Here is a 17788-nt window from a genome sequence, read left to right on the forward strand (position 1 = left end):
CGGGGCCGTCATGCACAAAATGACGCATCTTATTTACGGGGTGGTCCGTACTGGCAAGCCCTTCGATCCAAATTATTTAACCAACGGGCTTGCTATTCAAGACGGTATCTGACCCCACATGACGGATTCGGAGAAAGACAGGGCGCACCAGGTGGTTTTGTTCTTTCTAACGATGAGGCAGCTACTCCGTGGCCCGCTAAGTGGGGTCAGAGTGAAGTTTCTGCAAAAAGCGCGCAGAAAGTTCACTCTGACCCCAGTTAGCTAAGTTAGCTGCGTTTGTTAGTGCACTGAAAAACAGGATGAGCTGTAGTTGAGTTGTAACCCAGGAGAACAAGATGCGTATCAGTACTCAATCGTTTTATGATCAAAGCCTGGCGGCGATGGGCTCCCAGCAAACCAGCCTGTTGCGTGTGCAACAGCAGATCGGCGCCATGTCGAAAATCCTGACGCCGTCCGACGACCCGCTGGGCGCAACCCGGGCGCTAAGCGCATCGCAATCGATTAATCTCAACGAGCAATACTCGACCAGCCGCGCCCAGGCAACGCGCACATTGGGCCTGGAAGACAACGCCCTGCAAAGCGTCACCACGCTCTTGCAAAACATCAAAGGCCTGATAGTGCAAGGCGGTAACGGCACCATGAGCGACGCCGATCGCGGCTCGATTGCCACCACCTTGCAAAGCAATTACGACCAGCTGCTGGGTTTGGCGAACACCGATGACGGCAACGGCCAGTTCCTGTTCGCCGGTTTCAAAAGCGGCAGCGCGCCCTTCGTGCCGCAGGCCGGCGGCGGCGTGCAATATGTCGGCGATCAAGGCCAGCAACTGCTGCAGGTCGACATCTCACGGCAAATGGCCGGCACCGACGACGGCCGCAGCATTTTCCAAAGTGCACAGGGCAACGCCGGTTACGTCGCCACTTCCTCTGCCGCCAACACCGGCGACGGCGTGTACGGCGCAACTTCAGTGATCGACGCCACCAATCCCGATTTCGGCAAGAATTTTTCGATCAATTTCACCTCGGCCACCACTTTCAACATTACCAATTCGGATACGCCGCCGGTAGTCACGCCCGGCGCGTACACCTCCGGCGCACCGATTCAGTTCGGCGGTTTGCAAATCACCCTGACCGGAGCACCGGCCACTGGCGACAGCTTCGCCGTCAACACCGCAAAAAACGCCAATCCCGACATGTTCGGCGCCCTCAAGGATTTGATCGGCGCGCTGAAAACGCCGGTCGACGCCGGCACCCCTGCGGCCAAGGCGCAACTGCTGAATTCGCTGGCTACGGCCAACGTCAAGTTGTCCAACTCGCTCGACAATGTGCTGACGGTGCGTTCATCGGTAGGTTCGCGCATGCAAGAGCTGGATACGCTCAACGTCAATGGCGACAGCCGCAATCTGTCGGACAAGAGCTATCTGTCCGATATCCAGGATTTGAACTACACCAGCGCGATCACCGAGTTGTATCAGCGGCAGATGTCGCTGCAGGCGACACAGCAGACGTTTGTGCAGATTCGGAAGATTTCGTTGCTGAATTATCTGTAAGGTTTGCTCGGTCGGCGCTTCCGTGATCCAGATCCGGACGCCGCCACGGATCCACGTGCGTCATCAGATTCAATACGCGATGGCGCTGTAACACCCGCTGCCGCGCTGCGACGGCTATATCGTGGCCAGCCTCGACGGTAATCGCCGCATCAACTTCAAGATGCGCATCGACCACGATCATGTCGCCCATCTTGCGGGTGCGCACGTCATGCACACCGCTGACACCGGGCGTTTCAAGCAGCGTGCGGCGGATAGCCTCGACTTCTTGTTCGTTGACCGCGCGGTCCATCAGGTCATGCAGCGCGTCCCAGCCAAATTCCCAACCCATCCTGGCAATCATGAAACCCACGATCAGCGCTGCGATCGGATCCAGGATCGGGTATCCCGCCAGATTGCCGACGATGCCTATCCCCACCACCAGCGAAGACGCCGCATCGGAACGCGCATGCCAGGCGTTCGCCACCAGCATGCTGGATTTGACGCGCTTGGCTACCGCCAGCATGTAACGGAACAGGGTTTCCTTCGCAATCAGAGCGGCGCCTGCTACCCAGAGCGCGGCCACATGCACTTTTTGTATCGCAGCCGGATCTTCCAGCCTGAGCAAGGCAGACCACAACATGCCGACGCCGACGGCCAGCAGCAGCAAGCCCAGCACCAGCGAGGCCGCAGTCTCGAAGCGTTGATGACCGTAAGGATGATCCTCATCCGCATCTTTCTTGCCGTGATGGCTGGCAAACAGCACCACGAAGTCCGCCACCAGATCGGATAGCGAATGGACGCCATCGGCAACCAGGCCCTGGGATTTGGAGAGAATACCTACCGCGACCTGAGTAATGCTCAGAAAAATATTGACCCAGACACTTACCCAGGTGCTGCGAGAGGCAGCCGCGGCACGTTCGGCGGAGCTGTGCTGAGTGTCTTCGGGGTCGTCGGAAATTTGATTGGATTTCATTGGAAACTCATTGGAAACTCATTGGAAATTCATCAAATGCTGGTCCGGTGCAGGGATCGGTCTTGGAAAACATCGAGATTGTGATGCGATCGTGATCGACGAAGGATTTGAACTACACCAGCGCGATTACCGAGTTGTACCGGTGGCAGATGAGCTTGCAAACAGCACAGCAGATTTTTGGGAAATCTCGCTGCTGAATTATATCTAATAACAAAAAAATCCATTCATGCCATTCATTAATCTTCATTAACCTCCGCGAAATTTGTGAAGAATTGAAAATCGCAGCAAATCCAAGAAATTTCTTATATCCAATCGGAAAGTGAATTTGTAGAGTGGAAAATTCCGTCTTCGCAAAGAAGATGGCAGTTTCGGCCTGTCTTGCCCATCCCCACCGTAAGAATCCCACTTCCTGAATTGGAATAGCCATGAATCAGCAAGCCTATCGCGTCATTTTCAATAAAAACCGCAGCATGTTGATGGCTGTTTCGGAGAATGTGTCCAGCCAGGGTAAAGCGACGGGAGCAGGATGCGCAGCCGATGTGACCGCCGCGCCGCTGCACCGCTTTGCCACGCTCAGCCTGCTGGTGGCGGCGCTGTTCGGTGGTGTCACCGTAGTGCAAGCGCAAATGGTGGCGTACAAGAATGGCGGCTCGGGTCCCACTATCGATCGCAGCGCAAGTGGGCGGCCTTTGGTGCAGATTGTTACGCCCAACGCCGCAGGCGTGAGTCACAATCGCTACGAGCAATACAACGTCGATAGCAATGGCGTGATTCTGAACAACGCCCGCACGATCACGCAAACGCAGCTCGGCGGTCTGGTCGAAGGCAATCCAAATCTGGCCAATGGCAGCGCTCGTATCATCCTCAACGAAGTCATGGGCGGCGGCCGCAGTCTGTTGAATGGTTACACCGAAGTGGCCGGGCAACGCGCCGAAGTAATCATCGCCAATCCGAACGGTATTACTTGCTCCGGTTGCGGTTTTATCAATACCACGCGCGGCGTGCTGACTACCGGCACACCGCAATTCGGCGCCGATGGCAGCCTGGAGGCGTTTCGCGTCACGCGGGGCGATATTCAGATCAATGGTATGAATGCCTCGAATACTGCGCAATTTGACCTAATTTCTCGCAGCATCCAGGTGAACGGCGAGTTGTGGGCCAATCGGCTCAACGCCGTCACCGGCAACAATCAAGTCAATTACGCCGATCTGGGCGTCACAGTGATTCAGGGCGAAGGCGCGCAGCCGACCGTCGGCATCGACGTCGCTCAATTGGGCGGGATGTACGCCAACAAGATCCGTCTTATCGGCACTGAATTTGGCGTCGGCGTGCGCAACCTCGGCACGATGTCCGCACACGACGGCGACATCCATCTCGACAGCCGCGGCAAAGTCACGCTCAACGGTAAAACCAACGCCAGCGGTAGCGTCGCCATACGCAGCGACGACGACATCACCAACAGCGGCACGCTGTACGCGCAGCAAGCGGTCAATCTCAACAGCGCAGGGCAAATCTCGAATAGCGGCACGCTGGCGGCGCAGAGCAATCTCAATCTGACAGCGGCGAGCGTGCAATCGAGCGGCGTGCTGGCGGCTGGCATCGACGCCAATGGCCAAGTCAGCCAAACCGGAAATTTGAATCTCAAGGCCGACGGCGCGCTGACAGCCACCGGCCAGAACACCGCCGGCAGCAATGTATCGATGACGGCAGGCAGTATCAATCTTCGCAACGCCCAAACCAGCGCCGGCGGCAGCACGACGCTGACAGCCAGCGACGGCGATATCGACCACACTGGCGGTAATTTGCAAACAGCAGGCAGCACCAGCATCAACGCTGCCGGCGCCGTCGTCAACGATCGCGGCGTGATCAATAGCGCGCAGTTGGCAAGCAGCTCCGGCAGCCTGTCGAATGTCGGCGGCAAGATCAACGCCGATCAACTGACGATCCATGCGACCAATCTGGCGAACCGGCAAGGCCAGATCGCCCAGTTCGGCAAGGACGCCAGCATCATCGATGTCGCCGGGTCGCTCGACAACAGCAATGGCGGTCTGATCCAGACCAACAGCGCCGATCTGACCCTGACGCCGCAGCAGTTGAACAACGCCGGCGGTACAATCTCCCATGCAGGAGCCGGCCAGATGAACGTCAATCTCGGCAGCGGCGCTTTACACAACCAAGGCGGCAGCATAGGCAGCAACGGCAGCGCCAACGTCACCGCAGCCAGCATCGACAATCGTTCCGGTTCGCTGTTTGGTGCTGGCCGTACAACGGTCACCGCCATCAGCGGCGACATCGACAACAGCAACAAGGGTTATCTGGCCGGCGACAGCCTGGCGCTGAAAGCGGCGGGCCAAGTCAACAATGCGGCCGGTAAAATCGAAGCAATCAAGAACGGCCTTGCCATCCAGGCCCGCAGCTTGAATAACGCAGCGGGCACGGTGCAGAACATCGGTGCATCGGCGCTCGATATCCGCTTGAAACAAGGGCTGAGCAATACCGCCGCCAATGGCGTCGGTGGTTTTATCGGCAGCGCAGGCAGCATCGGTGTCAACGCTAGCGATATCGACAACACGAACGGCACTTTCTATAGCAAACAAGATCTGGCGCTGAACGCCGATGGCACGCTGACCAACGACGCCGGCGTGATCCAGAGCGACGGCTCGCTGTCCGCCACGGCAAGCGCCGCCGTGAGCAATCAGGCTGGCCGCGTCGAAGCCAATGGCAGCGCTGCGACGCTCGCTATCTTCGGCAGCAGCATCGACAATACCTCGGGTCGGATTGCCAACAGCGGCACGGGCGCCACCACGCTTCAAGGCGGCGCAAGCATCGTCAACGACGCCGGTACCATAGGCGGCAATGGCGATGTCACCCTGGCCGCCTCGCGCTTGAGCAACACGCAGCAAGGCCAGATCATCGCCGGCGGGGATTTGCACCTGGAGATTGCGAACGAAATCGATACTCGCCAGGGCAAGCTGTTCGCCGCCAGGAACCTCCGCCTGAACCAAGCCGGCGCCACGCTGAATAACACCGGCGGCAATATCGGCGCATCAGGCGATATCGCGTTATCCCTCGCCAGCCTCGACAATAGCGGCGGCCAGATCGGCAACACCACTGGCGATGGCGGAAATATTGCCCTTTCCAGCAGTGGCAACGTTAGCAATGCAGCGGGCAATATCGGCAGCGATAAAAACCTGTCCATCAACGCCAACACCATCACCGGCGACGGCAAAGTCATCGCCGGCCAGGATTTGACGCTCAAGCTGCAAGGTGATTACACCAACAGCACCGGCAACCTGCTCAGCGCCAATCGCGATTTCAGTTTCAGCACCAGCGGCACGCTGACCAACGCCGGCAATCTGGAAGCCGTACGCAATCTGAGCCTGACGGCCGCCAATTTCAATAATCAATATGGCGCGCTGGTCAATGCCGGCAATGGCGCCACCGTCATCAAAGCCGGCAACAGCTTCTACAACCTGGGCCGTATCTATGGCGATGATGTAGCCATTGGCGCGCAAAGCGTGACCAATGACGGCGTGCTCAATGCCGATGGCAGCAGCAGCCAGGCTGGCGTGATTGCGGCACGCAACAATCTCGATATCGGCGCCGCCACCATCGTCAACCGCGAATACGCGATCATGCAAAGCCTGAACGACATGGCGCTGGGGGGTGCGCTCGACGCCGACAACCATGTCAGCGGCAACGCCGCCAGCATTCTCAACGCCTCCGCCACCATCGACGCCGGCGGCGACTTGCGGCTGCAAACCGCGGCCTTGATGAACCGCAACGATCATTTCAGCACCGAATTGCAGATCGATCCCAGTAAAACCAAGCGCGTCATCGAATACAACCCAGACAAGGCCCCCGGTGTCTGGTTCACGGCCGATCAGGTCACCTGGGGCGATAGCGGCGACGGCGCACTGGTGCTGATCCTGCCCGGCAACTGGCGCAGCGAGCGGTTTAACAAACGGGATTACACCCAGATCGTCCAGCAAAGCGTAGTCACGAGCAGCGCGCCCGGCAAGATCAGCTCGGGCGGCAACATGGTCTTGTCCGGCACGGTCACCAACGACAAGAGCACCATCATCGCCGGTGGCAGCATCACCGGCCATACCGGCGACATCAATAATATCGGCGCGACGGGCGAAACCATCACCACCAATCACATGACTAAAGGAGAGAACTATTTTCATACGGTGAGCGGCCATCCCCATCGAGACCACTACGACTACGTCAACGGCAGCCCCGACGCCTTTGATGTCGTGCTGTCGAAGATACCGCTGGCGCTGCAAGTCTGGACCAAGCAAGAGAATACAAAGCCCGCGACCGATCCGAATCAGGCTGTCGGCAATGGGGTTGATCCTAATGCAACGCCGAGCGTCGATGGCAGTTCCTTGTCGGCGAACGGCGCGGCGGGGACCATCGGTTCCGGCAGCGGCGGCAGTATCGCTCCCAGCGGCAGCCGCCAAACCATTGGCACGCCCGATGCACCCTTGCCCAATCTGGTGCTGCCCAACAGCCAGTTGTTTACGATTCGCCCGCAACCGGGCCAGCCGTATTTGATCGAAACCGATCCCAAGTTCACCAATTACAGAAATTTCATTTCCAGCGATTACCTGTTGAACCGGCTGTCGTTCGATCCGCAGAAAGTGCAAAAGCGGCTGGGCGACGGTTTCTATGAACAAAAGCTGATCAACGATCAGATCGCCCAATTGACCGGCAAACGTTTCCTGGACGGCTACGCCAGCAATGAAGAGCAATACAAGGCCTTGATGGAGTCCGGTGTCGCTTACGCGCAGCGCTTCCAGCTGACGCCCGGCATCGCGCTCTCCGCTGCGCAAATGGCGGCGCTGACCGCCGACATCGTCTGGCTGGTTGAACAAGAGGTTACGCTGCCCGACGGCAGCCGTACCCGTGTGCTGGCGCCGGTGGTCTACCTGGCCCGCGCCTCCGTCGAAGATATCGCGCCGACTGGGGCTCTAATCTCCGGCAAGAATATCGACCTGGCCATCAACGGCAGCCTCAGCAACGGCGGTACTTTGCAGGCTTCCAACAAGCTGATCGTGCAAGCCACCGACATCGCCAATAGCGGCAACATCCGCAGCACAGGCAAGGACGGCAGCACGATTCTGGTGGCGCAGAATGACATCTTCAACAACGGCGGCGCCATCAGCGGCCACCGCGTCGGCATCCTGGCCGGGCGTGATGTGACGATGACGACTGCCGCCTACTCCGCCACCGGCGTCTTGGGCACCAACATCACCCTGGGACGGATCGCCAGCGTCAACGCCGATCAGCTATCGGTACAAGCCGGGCGTGACATCAATCTGGCGGCCACCGCCATCAGCACCACCGGCGACACCGCCCTGGCCGCCGGGCGTGACCTTAATCTGACGGCGGTGACTACCCAAAGCAGCTACAACGCCACCTACAATCAGGACAATCACCTCTACCAAAGCCAGACCCAAGCCAACGGCAGCGCCATCGACGCCGGCGGCAAGCTGGCCCTGATCGCCGGCCAGGATATCAACACCAGCGCCGCCTATGTCAACGCCGGATCGCAACTGGTCGCCGCCGCCGGGCGTGATGTCAACATCGGCAGCGCCGAGCAAAGCAGCAGCCTCGATCAGGCGGTGTATGTCACTTCCAAAGGCATGCTGTCATCTTCGAGCGACCGTTCGCAGACCAACCTCAACACCACCACCGCGATTGGCAGCACCTTGTCGGGGGATTCGGTGATCGTGCAGGCCGGGCGTGACATCGGCGTCATCGGCAGCAACATCGTGGCGACTAACGATATTGATCTGCACGCCAAAAACAACGTCACCATCGCCACCGCGCAAAACACCAGCGACAGCAGCTACCGCTTCGAAGAAAAGACTTCCGGTATGTTCAGCAGCGGCGGCGTCGGCGTGACGATGGGATCGAAGAGCCAGCAAAACACGCAAACCAGCCGGCAAGTCACGAACACCGGCAGCACGGTGGGCAGCATAGACGGCAATGTCAATATCAGCGCCGGTAATACCTATACGCAAAGCGGCAGCAACGTGATTGCGATGCAAGGCGATGTCGGTGTGACTGCGCAAAAAATCAACGTAATTGCCGTTCACGATACCTACGATGGCAAGCAGACCAGTTCGGCGAGCCAAAGCGGCTTGACGGTGGGGGTGACCGCACCGCTGATCAACGCCGTGCAGGGCGTGCAGCAAATGGCGTCTGCCAGCAATAAAACGGATGATGCGCGGATGAAGGTAATGGCCGGTGCGGCGGCAGCAGGCTCGGCGTACAGCGCGGTGAACGCCGCCCAGGATCCGACCAGGGGCGTCACCATCAGCCTGACGGTCGGTTCGAGCAAGAGCAACAGCGAAAGTACGCAAAGCGGCAGTACCGTGGTCGGCTCCAGCGTCAAGGCCGGCGGCAACGTGATAATGACCGCCACTGGAGCAGGCAAAGACAGCCATCTCAATGTGATCGGCAGCGACGTCATTGCCGGGCACAGCGCAGTCCTGAAAGCCGATGGCGATATCAATCTGGGCGCGGCGCAAAGCACCGATACGCAACACTCGACCAGTTCATCGAGCAGCGCGGCGATCGGGATTGCCGCCACCTATGACGGCAAAGGCTTCGCGGCGGGTATCACCGCCAATGCGGCCGGCAGCCGTGGCAACAGCGACGGTACCGATGTCACCAACGTCAACAGCCATGTCAGCGCCGGCAACACGCTGGTGCTGTCGTCAGGCCACGACACCAATATCAAAGGCGCGGTGGCCAGCGGCAATCAAGTGTTTGCCAATGTCGGCGCCAGCGGCCAGGGCAATCTGAACATCGAAAGCCTGCAAGACACCAGCACCTACAAGAGCAAAGACCAGGCCATCGGCGGCAGCATCACCATCGGCGTGGGCGTGAGCGGCAGCGCCAACTACAGTCAAAGCAAGGTCGACGGCAACTACGCCAGCGTGGGCGAACAATCCGGCATCAAGACTGGCGACGGCGGCTTTATTGTGAACGTCAACGGCAACACCGATCTCAAGGGCGGGGTGATTGCCAGCAGCGACACGGCTGTAAAAAACAACGCCAATATGCTGGTCACGCAAACCTTGACGCAAAGCGATATCGAGAATCACAGCAGCTACGACGCCACCGGTGCGAGTGTTGGCGGCGGCTATGCCCAGCAGAACGACAAGACGCCGGGCGGCAAATCGAACGCCGGCCCGGCCGGTACTTCTGTGGGCTTTGGCAGCGCCAGTGGCGACACCCATGGCACTAGTCATGGCGGGGTGAGCGGCGGCACAATTGTGATCAGCGACGATCAGAAGCAGCAGCAATTGACTGGGCAAACTGCGACTGAGGCTGTGGCCGCGGTCAATCACGATGTGGGTGTGAACAATGCCGGTTCGGTGACCAAGGATTGGGATGGACAGCAACTCAATAGCCAGGTGACGGCAGAGACGCAGATCGTGGCGGCGTTTGGGCAGCAGGCGGCGATGGCGATAGGGACCTATGCGGACAAGCAGCAAAAGGCGCTCAATGCTGAAGCAAAGCAAGCTGAGGACAGCGGCGATACCGAACAAGCGGCGTCCTTACGTGCTGAGGCTGCGAAATGGGGAGAGAAAGGGGATTATCGGGTTGCGCTGCATACCGGTATTGGTGCGTTGACGGGCGGTGCGGCTGGTGCTGCGGGTGCGTTTGTGTCGGCGGAAGCGATGAGTACAATCGGGGCGGCAATTGATAACATGGGCTTGCCGGATGGGGTGGCGAAGGGATTGGCGCAAGTGACGGCGACGGCGCTGGGGGCAGTTGTTGGTGGTGGGGCTGGGGCGGCGTCTAGTTTGAATGTGGAAGCTAACAATCGGCAGTTGCATCCGGATGAGAGAACACTTGCCAAGCAACTAGCCGCGAACAGTAACGGGAAATACACCGTTGAGCAAGTTGAAGATGCTCTGCGGGCGGCGGACAATAAGAGATTGGGCGAAGGTGTCGGCACAGGCTCAATTGTCAACGTGGATGGCAATAAAGCGACGGTCTACGATGATGGCGCAAAATGGTCAGTGGTTCAGAACGGAAAAGATGGCACACAACATCTGATGCAGCAGGTGCCGCTCAATGTCTCCCCTGACTTAATGGCCTATATCCAGCAAGGTACCGACAACACTTACGCGTGGTCGCCAACGCAAAATCTTGCTTTGAATATGAATAATGCTTCAGGGGTACTTAATCCATACAAGCAAGCAAGCTGTATCGGGACACAATGTTCTGTGGTGATGATCAATCCACAGCTGCCAACAAGAGACCAGATGGCCGATGGGGCTGGCTGGCTTTCTACGCAGTCAGGGAGGTTTGCGGCGGCGGCTACGGCGTATGGAACATTTTTAGCAAACAGCCCGAATCCTATATTGCAGGCAGGGGCAGCGACTCAATTGAGCATGGCTTGGACAGCGACTTTGGTTGGATTCGGGACAAATGCGCTGGAACAGGCTCTGAGGCCTAACCTCCGTGTGCTGTCCTGGGGTTCGCTCGTTGACTACGGCGTTAAGATTACCAGTGAAAAATCCCCAATAGTTGGCCCAGCAATAACAGAACTAGGTGAAAAAATTAAAGATCATAATCCTCTAGAAAGGAAATGAGAAAACAATGAAACTTATACGAGATGGTAATTTCATTTATCCAGTAAAAATTCTTCTATTTCTTTTAGGTGCAATCGTAGTAATTCTTTCTTTTAATTATGTGGAAAGTGCGACGTGGAGTACGGTTGGCATCGCTGTAGGACTAGCCATAGCTGCTATAGGTGGGTACTCATCCCAGGCACACATGCTCAAAATCAAGCCCTTCGACAACGCCTACAAAAAAGCAAAAAAAAGCTACGACAAGAAGGATGATCAATAAATAAAAATCCACTTCCAATCGCACGTAATGCGCGGAATTGGACAAACAATGGACTGAAAAAATGAAAATCATGAATGAAGGAAATTTCAGTGGCCTTGCAATATGTACCCTCCTTCTGATAGGAGCTTCTTTGATATATACATCTATAGATTGGGTAGAAAACTACTATTTACGTGCCCTCGGATTTTCGATTGGATTAGCTGCGATCGCGGCAGCGGGATATTCAGGACGAACAAAGGCACTAGGATTAAAAATTTTTGATAACGCCTATAAAAAAGCTAAAGGCAGCTACAACAGAGATATCGAAAAGCAATAACGGAAAAAAATGAGTAAATTTATCGAAGATGGAAATTTTACGCTATTGGTTAGAGGCATTCTTTGCGTTATCGGAGTCTCTTTAATTTTTATTGGTCTTAAATATGATCAAACTTTAATGGTGTCTTGTATCGGCCTTGTTATTGGCGCTGTAGGTGGAATCTCAAGTCGAGCAGCAATGCTCAAAATCAAGCCCTTCGACAACACCTACAAAAAAGCAAAAAAAAGCTACGAGAAGAAGGATGATCAATAAATAAAAATCCGCTACACAATCCCGCGATTTACGCGGGATTGTGTAGCGTTTTTTTTAGCTGTGAAACAAAATGGCAGAGCCGAATATTCGCATTGAAATATTCGACTCTGCCCCTTTATTTCTCTGCTCCCTTCATTTCTCAATGTAGCCCTCCTAAAAAATGTTGGTTCAAAAACAAAAAAAAGATGTTTTAACAAAACTCGAAATGAGGGTACACGCGACTTTATGTTACGCCTCACTTGGTGTTTCATTGATTTGTTTACTCTGGAATGGAGCTACAAAAGAAAGCGAAAAAATATTAGTTCTTATCGTAGAGTTCATATTTTTAGCTGTCGCCGCTATCTTTGGTTTTGCGATAAAGCACGACACCCGTGTTCTTGATTTAAGACGTTTTAAAAAATAATCCGTATGGTGACGCTGCGCGACGGCAGCAGCACCGAAGGAAATAAAGGTGTCAGTCGAATATTCGCGTTGGAATATTCGACTCTGCCCCCTTTATTTCCAATTTCACTTAAAGAAAAGAGCAATTCCCGTTGATGACACTTTTATTTTTTGCTCCACTCATCGTAGTCTATGCCTCACTAATAGCGAAACAACTTATTCGAGAACAGCTTATTGCGCGAATACTCAAAGATCGCAGTTATGCTCTTGATATTTCTTCTGATTGGCATGTTTCGCCTAAATTGGGATACGCCTCGGCATTAAAAAAATCAACCGTTTGGGGTGATGACTCCAGAGCGATGTTAAAAATTCAGGGATTACGTTGCTGGATATTAGCTGCACGTATCGCATCAGTAGTACAGAACATCGGGACTTTTGTGATATTTTCATTTTTTGGATGGATCATTTATACCCATTGAAAATGTATCGCACATCAATTCGACAGCATGTGCAATCTCGACTGAAATTTTCTTAAAAATTGTTGAACCAATGCTGGCGGCATTAGGGCTATATGTCGAGGTCGAGAACAAAGGTATTATTTTGCCGAAGAATTTGAATTGAAAATTGCATGTATTAGCTCAGACTCAACCACACATGCAATATCAGTCCTTGCAGCCGACTTCCATTGGCGTGTGATCTGAAGCTCTGCCACCCCGCTAATCGCTGGCGGCCGTATTGAAAAAAAATCCGCTCTCAACCCCGCGACCCGCGCGGAATTGTAGAGCGGTTTTTTATTGCGGATGCCAGTGATGTATTGGTTCTAATCGCTGGTAATCATCAAACACCCAGTCATGACCCTGACACGCACACTGGTATTGGGGCTGAAGCCTGTTTGTTTGATTCCGCTGCCATGCAATCGTATCCAAAGCGTTTCGGGATTGTCGTCCTGATAGAAGGACACGGTGAGCCGTTGTGCTGCATTTACTACCGGCGTGTTGCTGTCTCGCGTAGAATTGCGCTTAGCCATATTAACTACTCCATTTAGTTGATTGGTTAGCGGGTTGGGGATGTTTGCTGCATCCCTAATCCGCGTCTTCTTTAAAGCCTGCCCAAACCAGCGCAGGCGCCTCAAACACCTCGCCTTTTTTAAAAGAGGTTTGACCAAATTACCATGTACGAGATCGCAAAGACAGAATAAAAAGTGCGTACAGGGTGTTTTAAGTCAAAGACTAAAAAATGCACCGCCTCTCCAGCGGCGAACAAGAGCGGCTTACAAAAGAAATCAAGTCTGGTTCGAGGGTAGCGGCGACAGCGGCAGGCGATGACCAGCACAAGCCATGCGAAGTTCATTTGTCGGCCGCGAGCCGAAGGGCAACGCCAGATCGGCTGCGGCTTCGATTTTCTTTACTGGTGCAACGCCTGCGCCACGTGCTGCATATTCGCCAGCCCCAACGCAAACTGCTGTTCCAGAAACGGCGCCAGATGCGGCATCAACTGCTGCAACATCATGATCCCGCCCAGCAGCGTCAAAGGAAAGCCCACCGCAAAAATGCTCAATTGCGGCGAAGCCCGGTTGAGAATGCCCATAGCCAGATTCAAGGTCAGCAGGGCGGCTACCATGGGCAGCGCCAGCATCAGCCCAGCCGAGAATACATTGGCGCCGGCCAGCGCCAGGAAATTCCAGCCTGCGGCGGCCAGCGGCGCATCCGAAATCGGCAATACATGGAAGCTCTCGACCAGGATGCTGATCATCATCAGATGGCCGTCGACCGCCAGGAAAATCATCGTCGCCAGCATGTTCAGCAGGCTGGCCAGCACCATGGTGTTGCCGCCGCTGTTGGGATCGAAGAAGGAGGCGAAAGACAAGCCCATCTGCAAGCCGGTATAGTCGCCGGCGGCTTGTACCGCGGCAAACACCAGTTTTATGGAAAAGCCCATGGCCGAGCCGATCAGGACTTGCTGGATCAGGATCCAGACGCCGCCGGCGGAGACCAGCGGCACCGTCGGCATGGCGCCCAGGGTAGGGGCGATGGCAATCGCCAGCAATGCGGCCAGGCCGACCTTAAGCTGACGCGCTACCTTCTTTTCGCCGAAGATGGGGCTGGCGCTGATCAGGGCCAGCATGCGGACGAAGGGCCAGACAAACGTCACTACCCAGGCGCTTAGCTGGGCAGAGGTAACGGACAGGATCGGCGACATCAGCCTACCAGCTGCGGAATGCTGGAAAAAAGCTGGCGCATGTAGTCGAGGATGGAATTCAGCATCCACGGCCCGGCAATGACCATGGTGGCACAAACCGCCAGCAGCTTGGGAATGAACGCCAAGGTCATTTCATTGATCTGGGTGGCGGCCTGGAACAGGCTGATGATCAAGCCGCTGACCAAAGCTACCAGCAGCAGCGGCGCACCCAGCAGGAGCGTCATTTTCATCGCCTGGAAACCAAGCGACATTACCGATTCAGGAGTCATTTAGGGTCTGGGGATCAAGTATAAAAACTTTGGGCGAGGGCGCCGATCAGTAGCTGCCAGCCGTCGACCAGCACAAACAGCATCAGCTTGAACGGCAGCGAGATGGTGGCGGGCGGCACCATCATCATGCCCATCGACATGAGGACGCTGGCCACCACCAGATCGACGATCAGGAATGGAATGAAGATGGTGAAGCCGATCTGGAACGCTGTCTTCAGTTCACTGATGACAAAGGCTGGCACCAGTATCCTTAGCGGCACTTCTTCCGGCCCTTGCATTTGCGGTGTCTGCGCCAGTCTCGCAAACAGGGCCAGATCGGCTTCGCGGGTTTGTTTCAGCATGAATTTCTTGAACGGCTGGATGCCGCGATCGAGTGCTTGCTCGGCGCTGATCTTGTTTTCTGAAAACGGTTTGTAGGCGTCGCTGTAGGCTTTATCGAAGACCGGCGACATGATGAAGAAGCTCAGGAACAGCGCCAGGCCGACCAGGATCTGATTCGGCGGCGAGCTTTGCGCACCTATCGCGGTGCGCAGCAAGCCGAGCACGATGATGATGCGGGTGAAGCTGGTCATCGTCAGCAGCAGCGCCGGCAGGAACGAGAGCGAGGTCAGCAGCAGCAGAGTCTGGACGCTGAGCGACCAGGTCTGGCCGCCGCCGGGGCCGGCGGTGCTGGTGATGCCGGGCAGCGCTTGTGCTGCGGCGATAGCCGGTGACAGGATCAGCGCCACGCATAGTGTCGAAAAAAGTGCCGACAGTAGTTTGCGGTGTTGCGCAAGGAAGGAGTGAGGACGCATTCTGCCTATCGGTTTTAATAAGTAAATATTAATAAGGGTTTCATAATTCATGACATCGTCCCGGCAGGAGTCATCTGGGGTCAGAGTCAACTTTCGCAGGCTTCACCGCGAAACTTGACTCTGACCCCACATGACGGATTCGGAGAAAGATCGGGCGCACGACGCAGTTTTGTTCTTTTTTAACGATGAGGCAGGTGCTCCGTGGCCCGCTAAGTGGGGTCAGAGTGAAGTTTCTGCAAAAAGCGCGCAGAAAGTTCACTCTGACCCCAGTTAGCTGCGTTGGTTAAGCGCACCGAAAAAACGGGCAAGGGCATTGTCATGCTTATTTGCGGCCCAGTGATTCGCGTAATTTTTGCGCGAAGGCGCCGGGTCCGATTGGCAGCGTGGGATCTTCCGTGATTTCCTGGGCCGGCATGCTGTGCAGGGATTGAATCCGTCCCGGTGTGACGCCCAGCGCCAGCCAGGTGCCGCCGATTTCCACCACCACCACCCGTTCGCGTTGGCCGATGCTGGTGCTGGCAATCACTTTTACCAGGCGGCCGCTATTGTATTTTTGCAGCCCTAGCCGGCGCGCCACCCAGGCGCACAGGAAAATCAGCGCCACTACGATAGCCAGGCCGGAAGCCGCTTGCAGCAAGCCGCTCGCGCCCCATGCCGGCATCGCAGCGGGTGCTGCCGCTGCCGGCGGCGTAGCGATCACGGCTGCGGCGGGCAGGGTCAGACATGCTGACAATAGCCAGGCCAGCCGCGCCAGCCATACAATGCGCAAGGATTTCATCGGTTCAGTTTATGTATGCGTTCGGACGGCGTGATGATATCGGTCAGGCGAATCCCGAACTTGTCGTTGACCACCACCACCTCACCCTGGGCGATCAGGTAGCCGTTGATCAGCACATCCATCGGTTCGCCGGCCAGGCCGTCCAGCTCGACCACCGAGCCTTGCGCCAGTTGCAGCAGGTTCTTGATGGTGATCCTGGTGCGCCCCAGTTCGGCAGTCATCTGCACCGGGATGTCGAGGATCATGTCGATATCGGTTTTGGCAACCTCGGTGCGTTCGCCGCTGAGCGGCTGGAACACCTTGGATGCAGCCGCAGGTTGCGCTATCGGTTGTGATGCGGCAGTCTGAGCGGCGAGCGCGCTGGCCCAATCGTCTTCGGCGTCGGAAGTTTGATCTGGTTTGTTGTCGTCAATCATGGTCATTCCCTTTTACATCAACATCACCGTCGCGGTGATTGATCATTTTTTCAACCCGCAGCGCATAGCGGCCGTTGGAAGTACCGTAACCGCATTCCATCACCGGCACGCCATCCACCTTGGCGACTATCGATTCCGGCATTTCTATCGGCAGCACGTCGCCGATTTTCAATTTGAGCAGCTGGCCGATGGTCGACGGCAGCGTCAGGAAATCGGCTTTCAGCTTGACATCGGCGCTTTGTACCTGTTGCGATAATTGCTTGACCCAGCGCTTGTCGACTTCGACCTCGTCCTGCACCGGATTGGATAACAGGTCGCGGATCGGTTCGATCATCGAATACGGGATGCAGATGTGCAAAGCGCCGCCGATGGGGCCGAACTCGATGTGGAAGGTGGTGTTGACTACCACCTCGTTGGGCGTGGCAATATTGGCAAACTTGGTATGCATTTCGGCCCGCACGTATTCGAATTCGAGTGGGTAAATCGGATTCCATGCGCTGCCGTAGCTATCCAGCGCCAGGTGCAGCAGGCGGGTGATGATGCGTTGCTCGGTCTGGGTGAAATCGCGGCCTTCGACCCGCATATGGAAGCGGCCGTCGCCGCCGAACAGATTGTCCACCACCAGAAACACCAGGTTCGGATCGAACACGAACAGCGCCGTGCCGCGCAACGGTTTCATGTGCAGCAAATTGATATTGGCCGGCACCGGCAGATGGCGGATGAATTCGCTGTATTTCTGGACATGCACCGCGCCTACCGAAATATCGGCGCTGCGGCGCATGAAATTGAAAAGCGAGCTGCGCAACTGGCGCGCAAAACGCTCATTGATGATTTCCAGCGTATGCATGCGGCCACGCACGATACGTTCCTGGGTGCCAAGATTGTAGGCTTGCACACCCTCTGGATTCGGCGCCGGTGCAGCGGCGGTGTCGGTCTCGCCGGTGACGCCTTGCAGCAATGCATCTACTTCGTCCTGAGACAGTAGCTGTTCATAAGCCATAGCT

At 56.1% G+C, this 17788-nt stretch carries 15 protein-coding genes; 7 read left to right on the top strand and 8 right to left on the bottom strand.

Translation table 11 applies throughout. The annotated features are described in order from the left end of the window. Positions 1-335: 335 nt before the first annotated feature. Positions 336-1547, top strand: coding sequence for a flagellar hook-associated protein FlgL (gene flgL, locus VNZ60_RS23050; RefSeq protein WP_325663389.1), 1212 nt, complete (start codon positions 336-338; stop codon positions 1545-1547). Here flgL and VNZ60_RS23055 read toward each other — a convergent pair. After that, positions 1456-2499: a cation diffusion facilitator family transporter gene (locus VNZ60_RS23055; RefSeq protein WP_325663391.1), complete on the bottom strand. Its 1044-nt coding sequence runs from the start codon at positions 2497-2499 to the stop codon at positions 1456-1458. The genes flgL and VNZ60_RS23055 overlap by 92 nt on opposite strands. Before the next feature lie 10 nt (positions 2500-2509). Here VNZ60_RS23055 and VNZ60_RS23060 point away from each other — a divergent pair, with 10 nt between their 5' ends. From VNZ60_RS23060 to VNZ60_RS23085, 6 genes are all read left to right on the top strand, one after another. Then, positions 2510-2707 (top strand): hypothetical protein, encoded by a 198-nt coding sequence (locus VNZ60_RS23060; RefSeq protein WP_325663393.1) that lies wholly within the window; start codon positions 2510-2512, stop codon positions 2705-2707. A gap of 217 nt (positions 2708-2924) precedes the next feature. Beyond that, positions 2925-11120: a hemagglutinin repeat-containing protein gene (locus VNZ60_RS23065; protein WP_325663395.1), complete on the top strand. Its 8196-nt coding sequence runs from the start codon at positions 2925-2927 to the stop codon at positions 11118-11120. A gap of 7 nt (positions 11121-11127) precedes the next feature. Then, positions 11128-11379, top strand: coding sequence for a hypothetical protein (locus VNZ60_RS23070; protein WP_325663397.1), 252 nt, complete (start codon positions 11128-11130; stop codon positions 11377-11379). Positions 11380-11440: 61 nt separating this feature from the next. Continuing rightward, positions 11441-11695 carry a hypothetical protein gene (locus VNZ60_RS23075; protein WP_325663398.1) on the top strand — a complete coding sequence of 85 codons (255 nt, stop codon included), beginning with the start codon at positions 11441-11443 and terminating at the stop codon, positions 11693-11695. A 9-nt stretch (positions 11696-11704) separates the two neighbouring features. Continuing rightward, positions 11705-11947: a hypothetical protein gene (locus VNZ60_RS23080; RefSeq protein ID WP_325663400.1), complete on the top strand. Its 243-nt coding sequence runs from the start codon at positions 11705-11707 to the stop codon at positions 11945-11947. 536 nt (positions 11948-12483) lie between these two features. Next, on the top strand, positions 12484-12807 hold the full coding sequence (locus VNZ60_RS23085; protein ID WP_325663401.1) for a hypothetical protein: 324 nt from the start codon (positions 12484-12486) through the stop codon (positions 12805-12807). A 341-nt stretch (positions 12808-13148) separates the two neighbouring features. Here the strand turns inward: VNZ60_RS23085 and VNZ60_RS23090 are convergent, their stop codons facing one another. The 7 genes from VNZ60_RS23090 to fliM all read right to left on the bottom strand — a co-directional run bounded on the left by VNZ60_RS23090 (position 13149) and on the right by fliM (position 17784). Beyond that, entirely contained in the window at positions 13149-13355 is a 207-nt protein-coding gene (locus VNZ60_RS23090; RefSeq protein WP_325663402.1) for a SymE family type I addiction module toxin, read from the bottom strand. Between the two features lie 377 nt (positions 13356-13732). Continuing rightward, a complete protein-coding gene (gene fliR / locus VNZ60_RS23095) occupies positions 13733-14527 on the bottom strand; it encodes a flagellar biosynthetic protein FliR (protein ID WP_325663404.1) in 795 nt (264 codons plus the stop codon). Next, entirely contained in the window at positions 14527-14796 is a 270-nt protein-coding gene (gene fliQ, locus VNZ60_RS23100) for a flagellar biosynthesis protein FliQ (protein ID WP_325663406.1), read from the bottom strand. Before fliQ ends, fliR begins: the two co-directional genes overlap by 1 nt. Positions 14797-14810: 14 nt before the next feature. After that, positions 14811-15590, bottom strand: a complete 780-nt coding sequence (gene fliP, locus VNZ60_RS23105) for a flagellar type III secretion system pore protein FliP (protein ID WP_325663408.1) — start codon at positions 15588-15590, stop codon at positions 14811-14813. A gap of 322 nt (positions 15591-15912) precedes the next feature. After that, entirely contained in the window at positions 15913-16359 is a 447-nt protein-coding gene (gene fliO, locus VNZ60_RS23110; protein ID WP_325663409.1) for a flagellar biosynthetic protein FliO, read from the bottom strand. Between the two features lie 5 nt (positions 16360-16364). Further along, entirely contained in the window at positions 16365-16790 is a 426-nt protein-coding gene (fliN, locus tag VNZ60_RS23115) for a flagellar motor switch protein FliN (RefSeq protein ID WP_325663411.1), read from the bottom strand. Then, positions 16777-17784 (bottom strand): flagellar motor switch protein FliM, encoded by a 1008-nt coding sequence (gene fliM, locus VNZ60_RS23120; protein WP_325663413.1) that lies wholly within the window; start codon positions 17782-17784, stop codon positions 16777-16779. Before fliM ends, fliN begins: the two co-directional genes overlap by 14 nt. Between the last annotated feature and the right edge of the window lie 4 nt (positions 17785-17788).

Source organism: Collimonas sp. (assembly GCF_035566375.1).
Lineage (GTDB): Bacteria > Pseudomonadota > Gammaproteobacteria > Burkholderiales > Burkholderiaceae_D > Collimonas.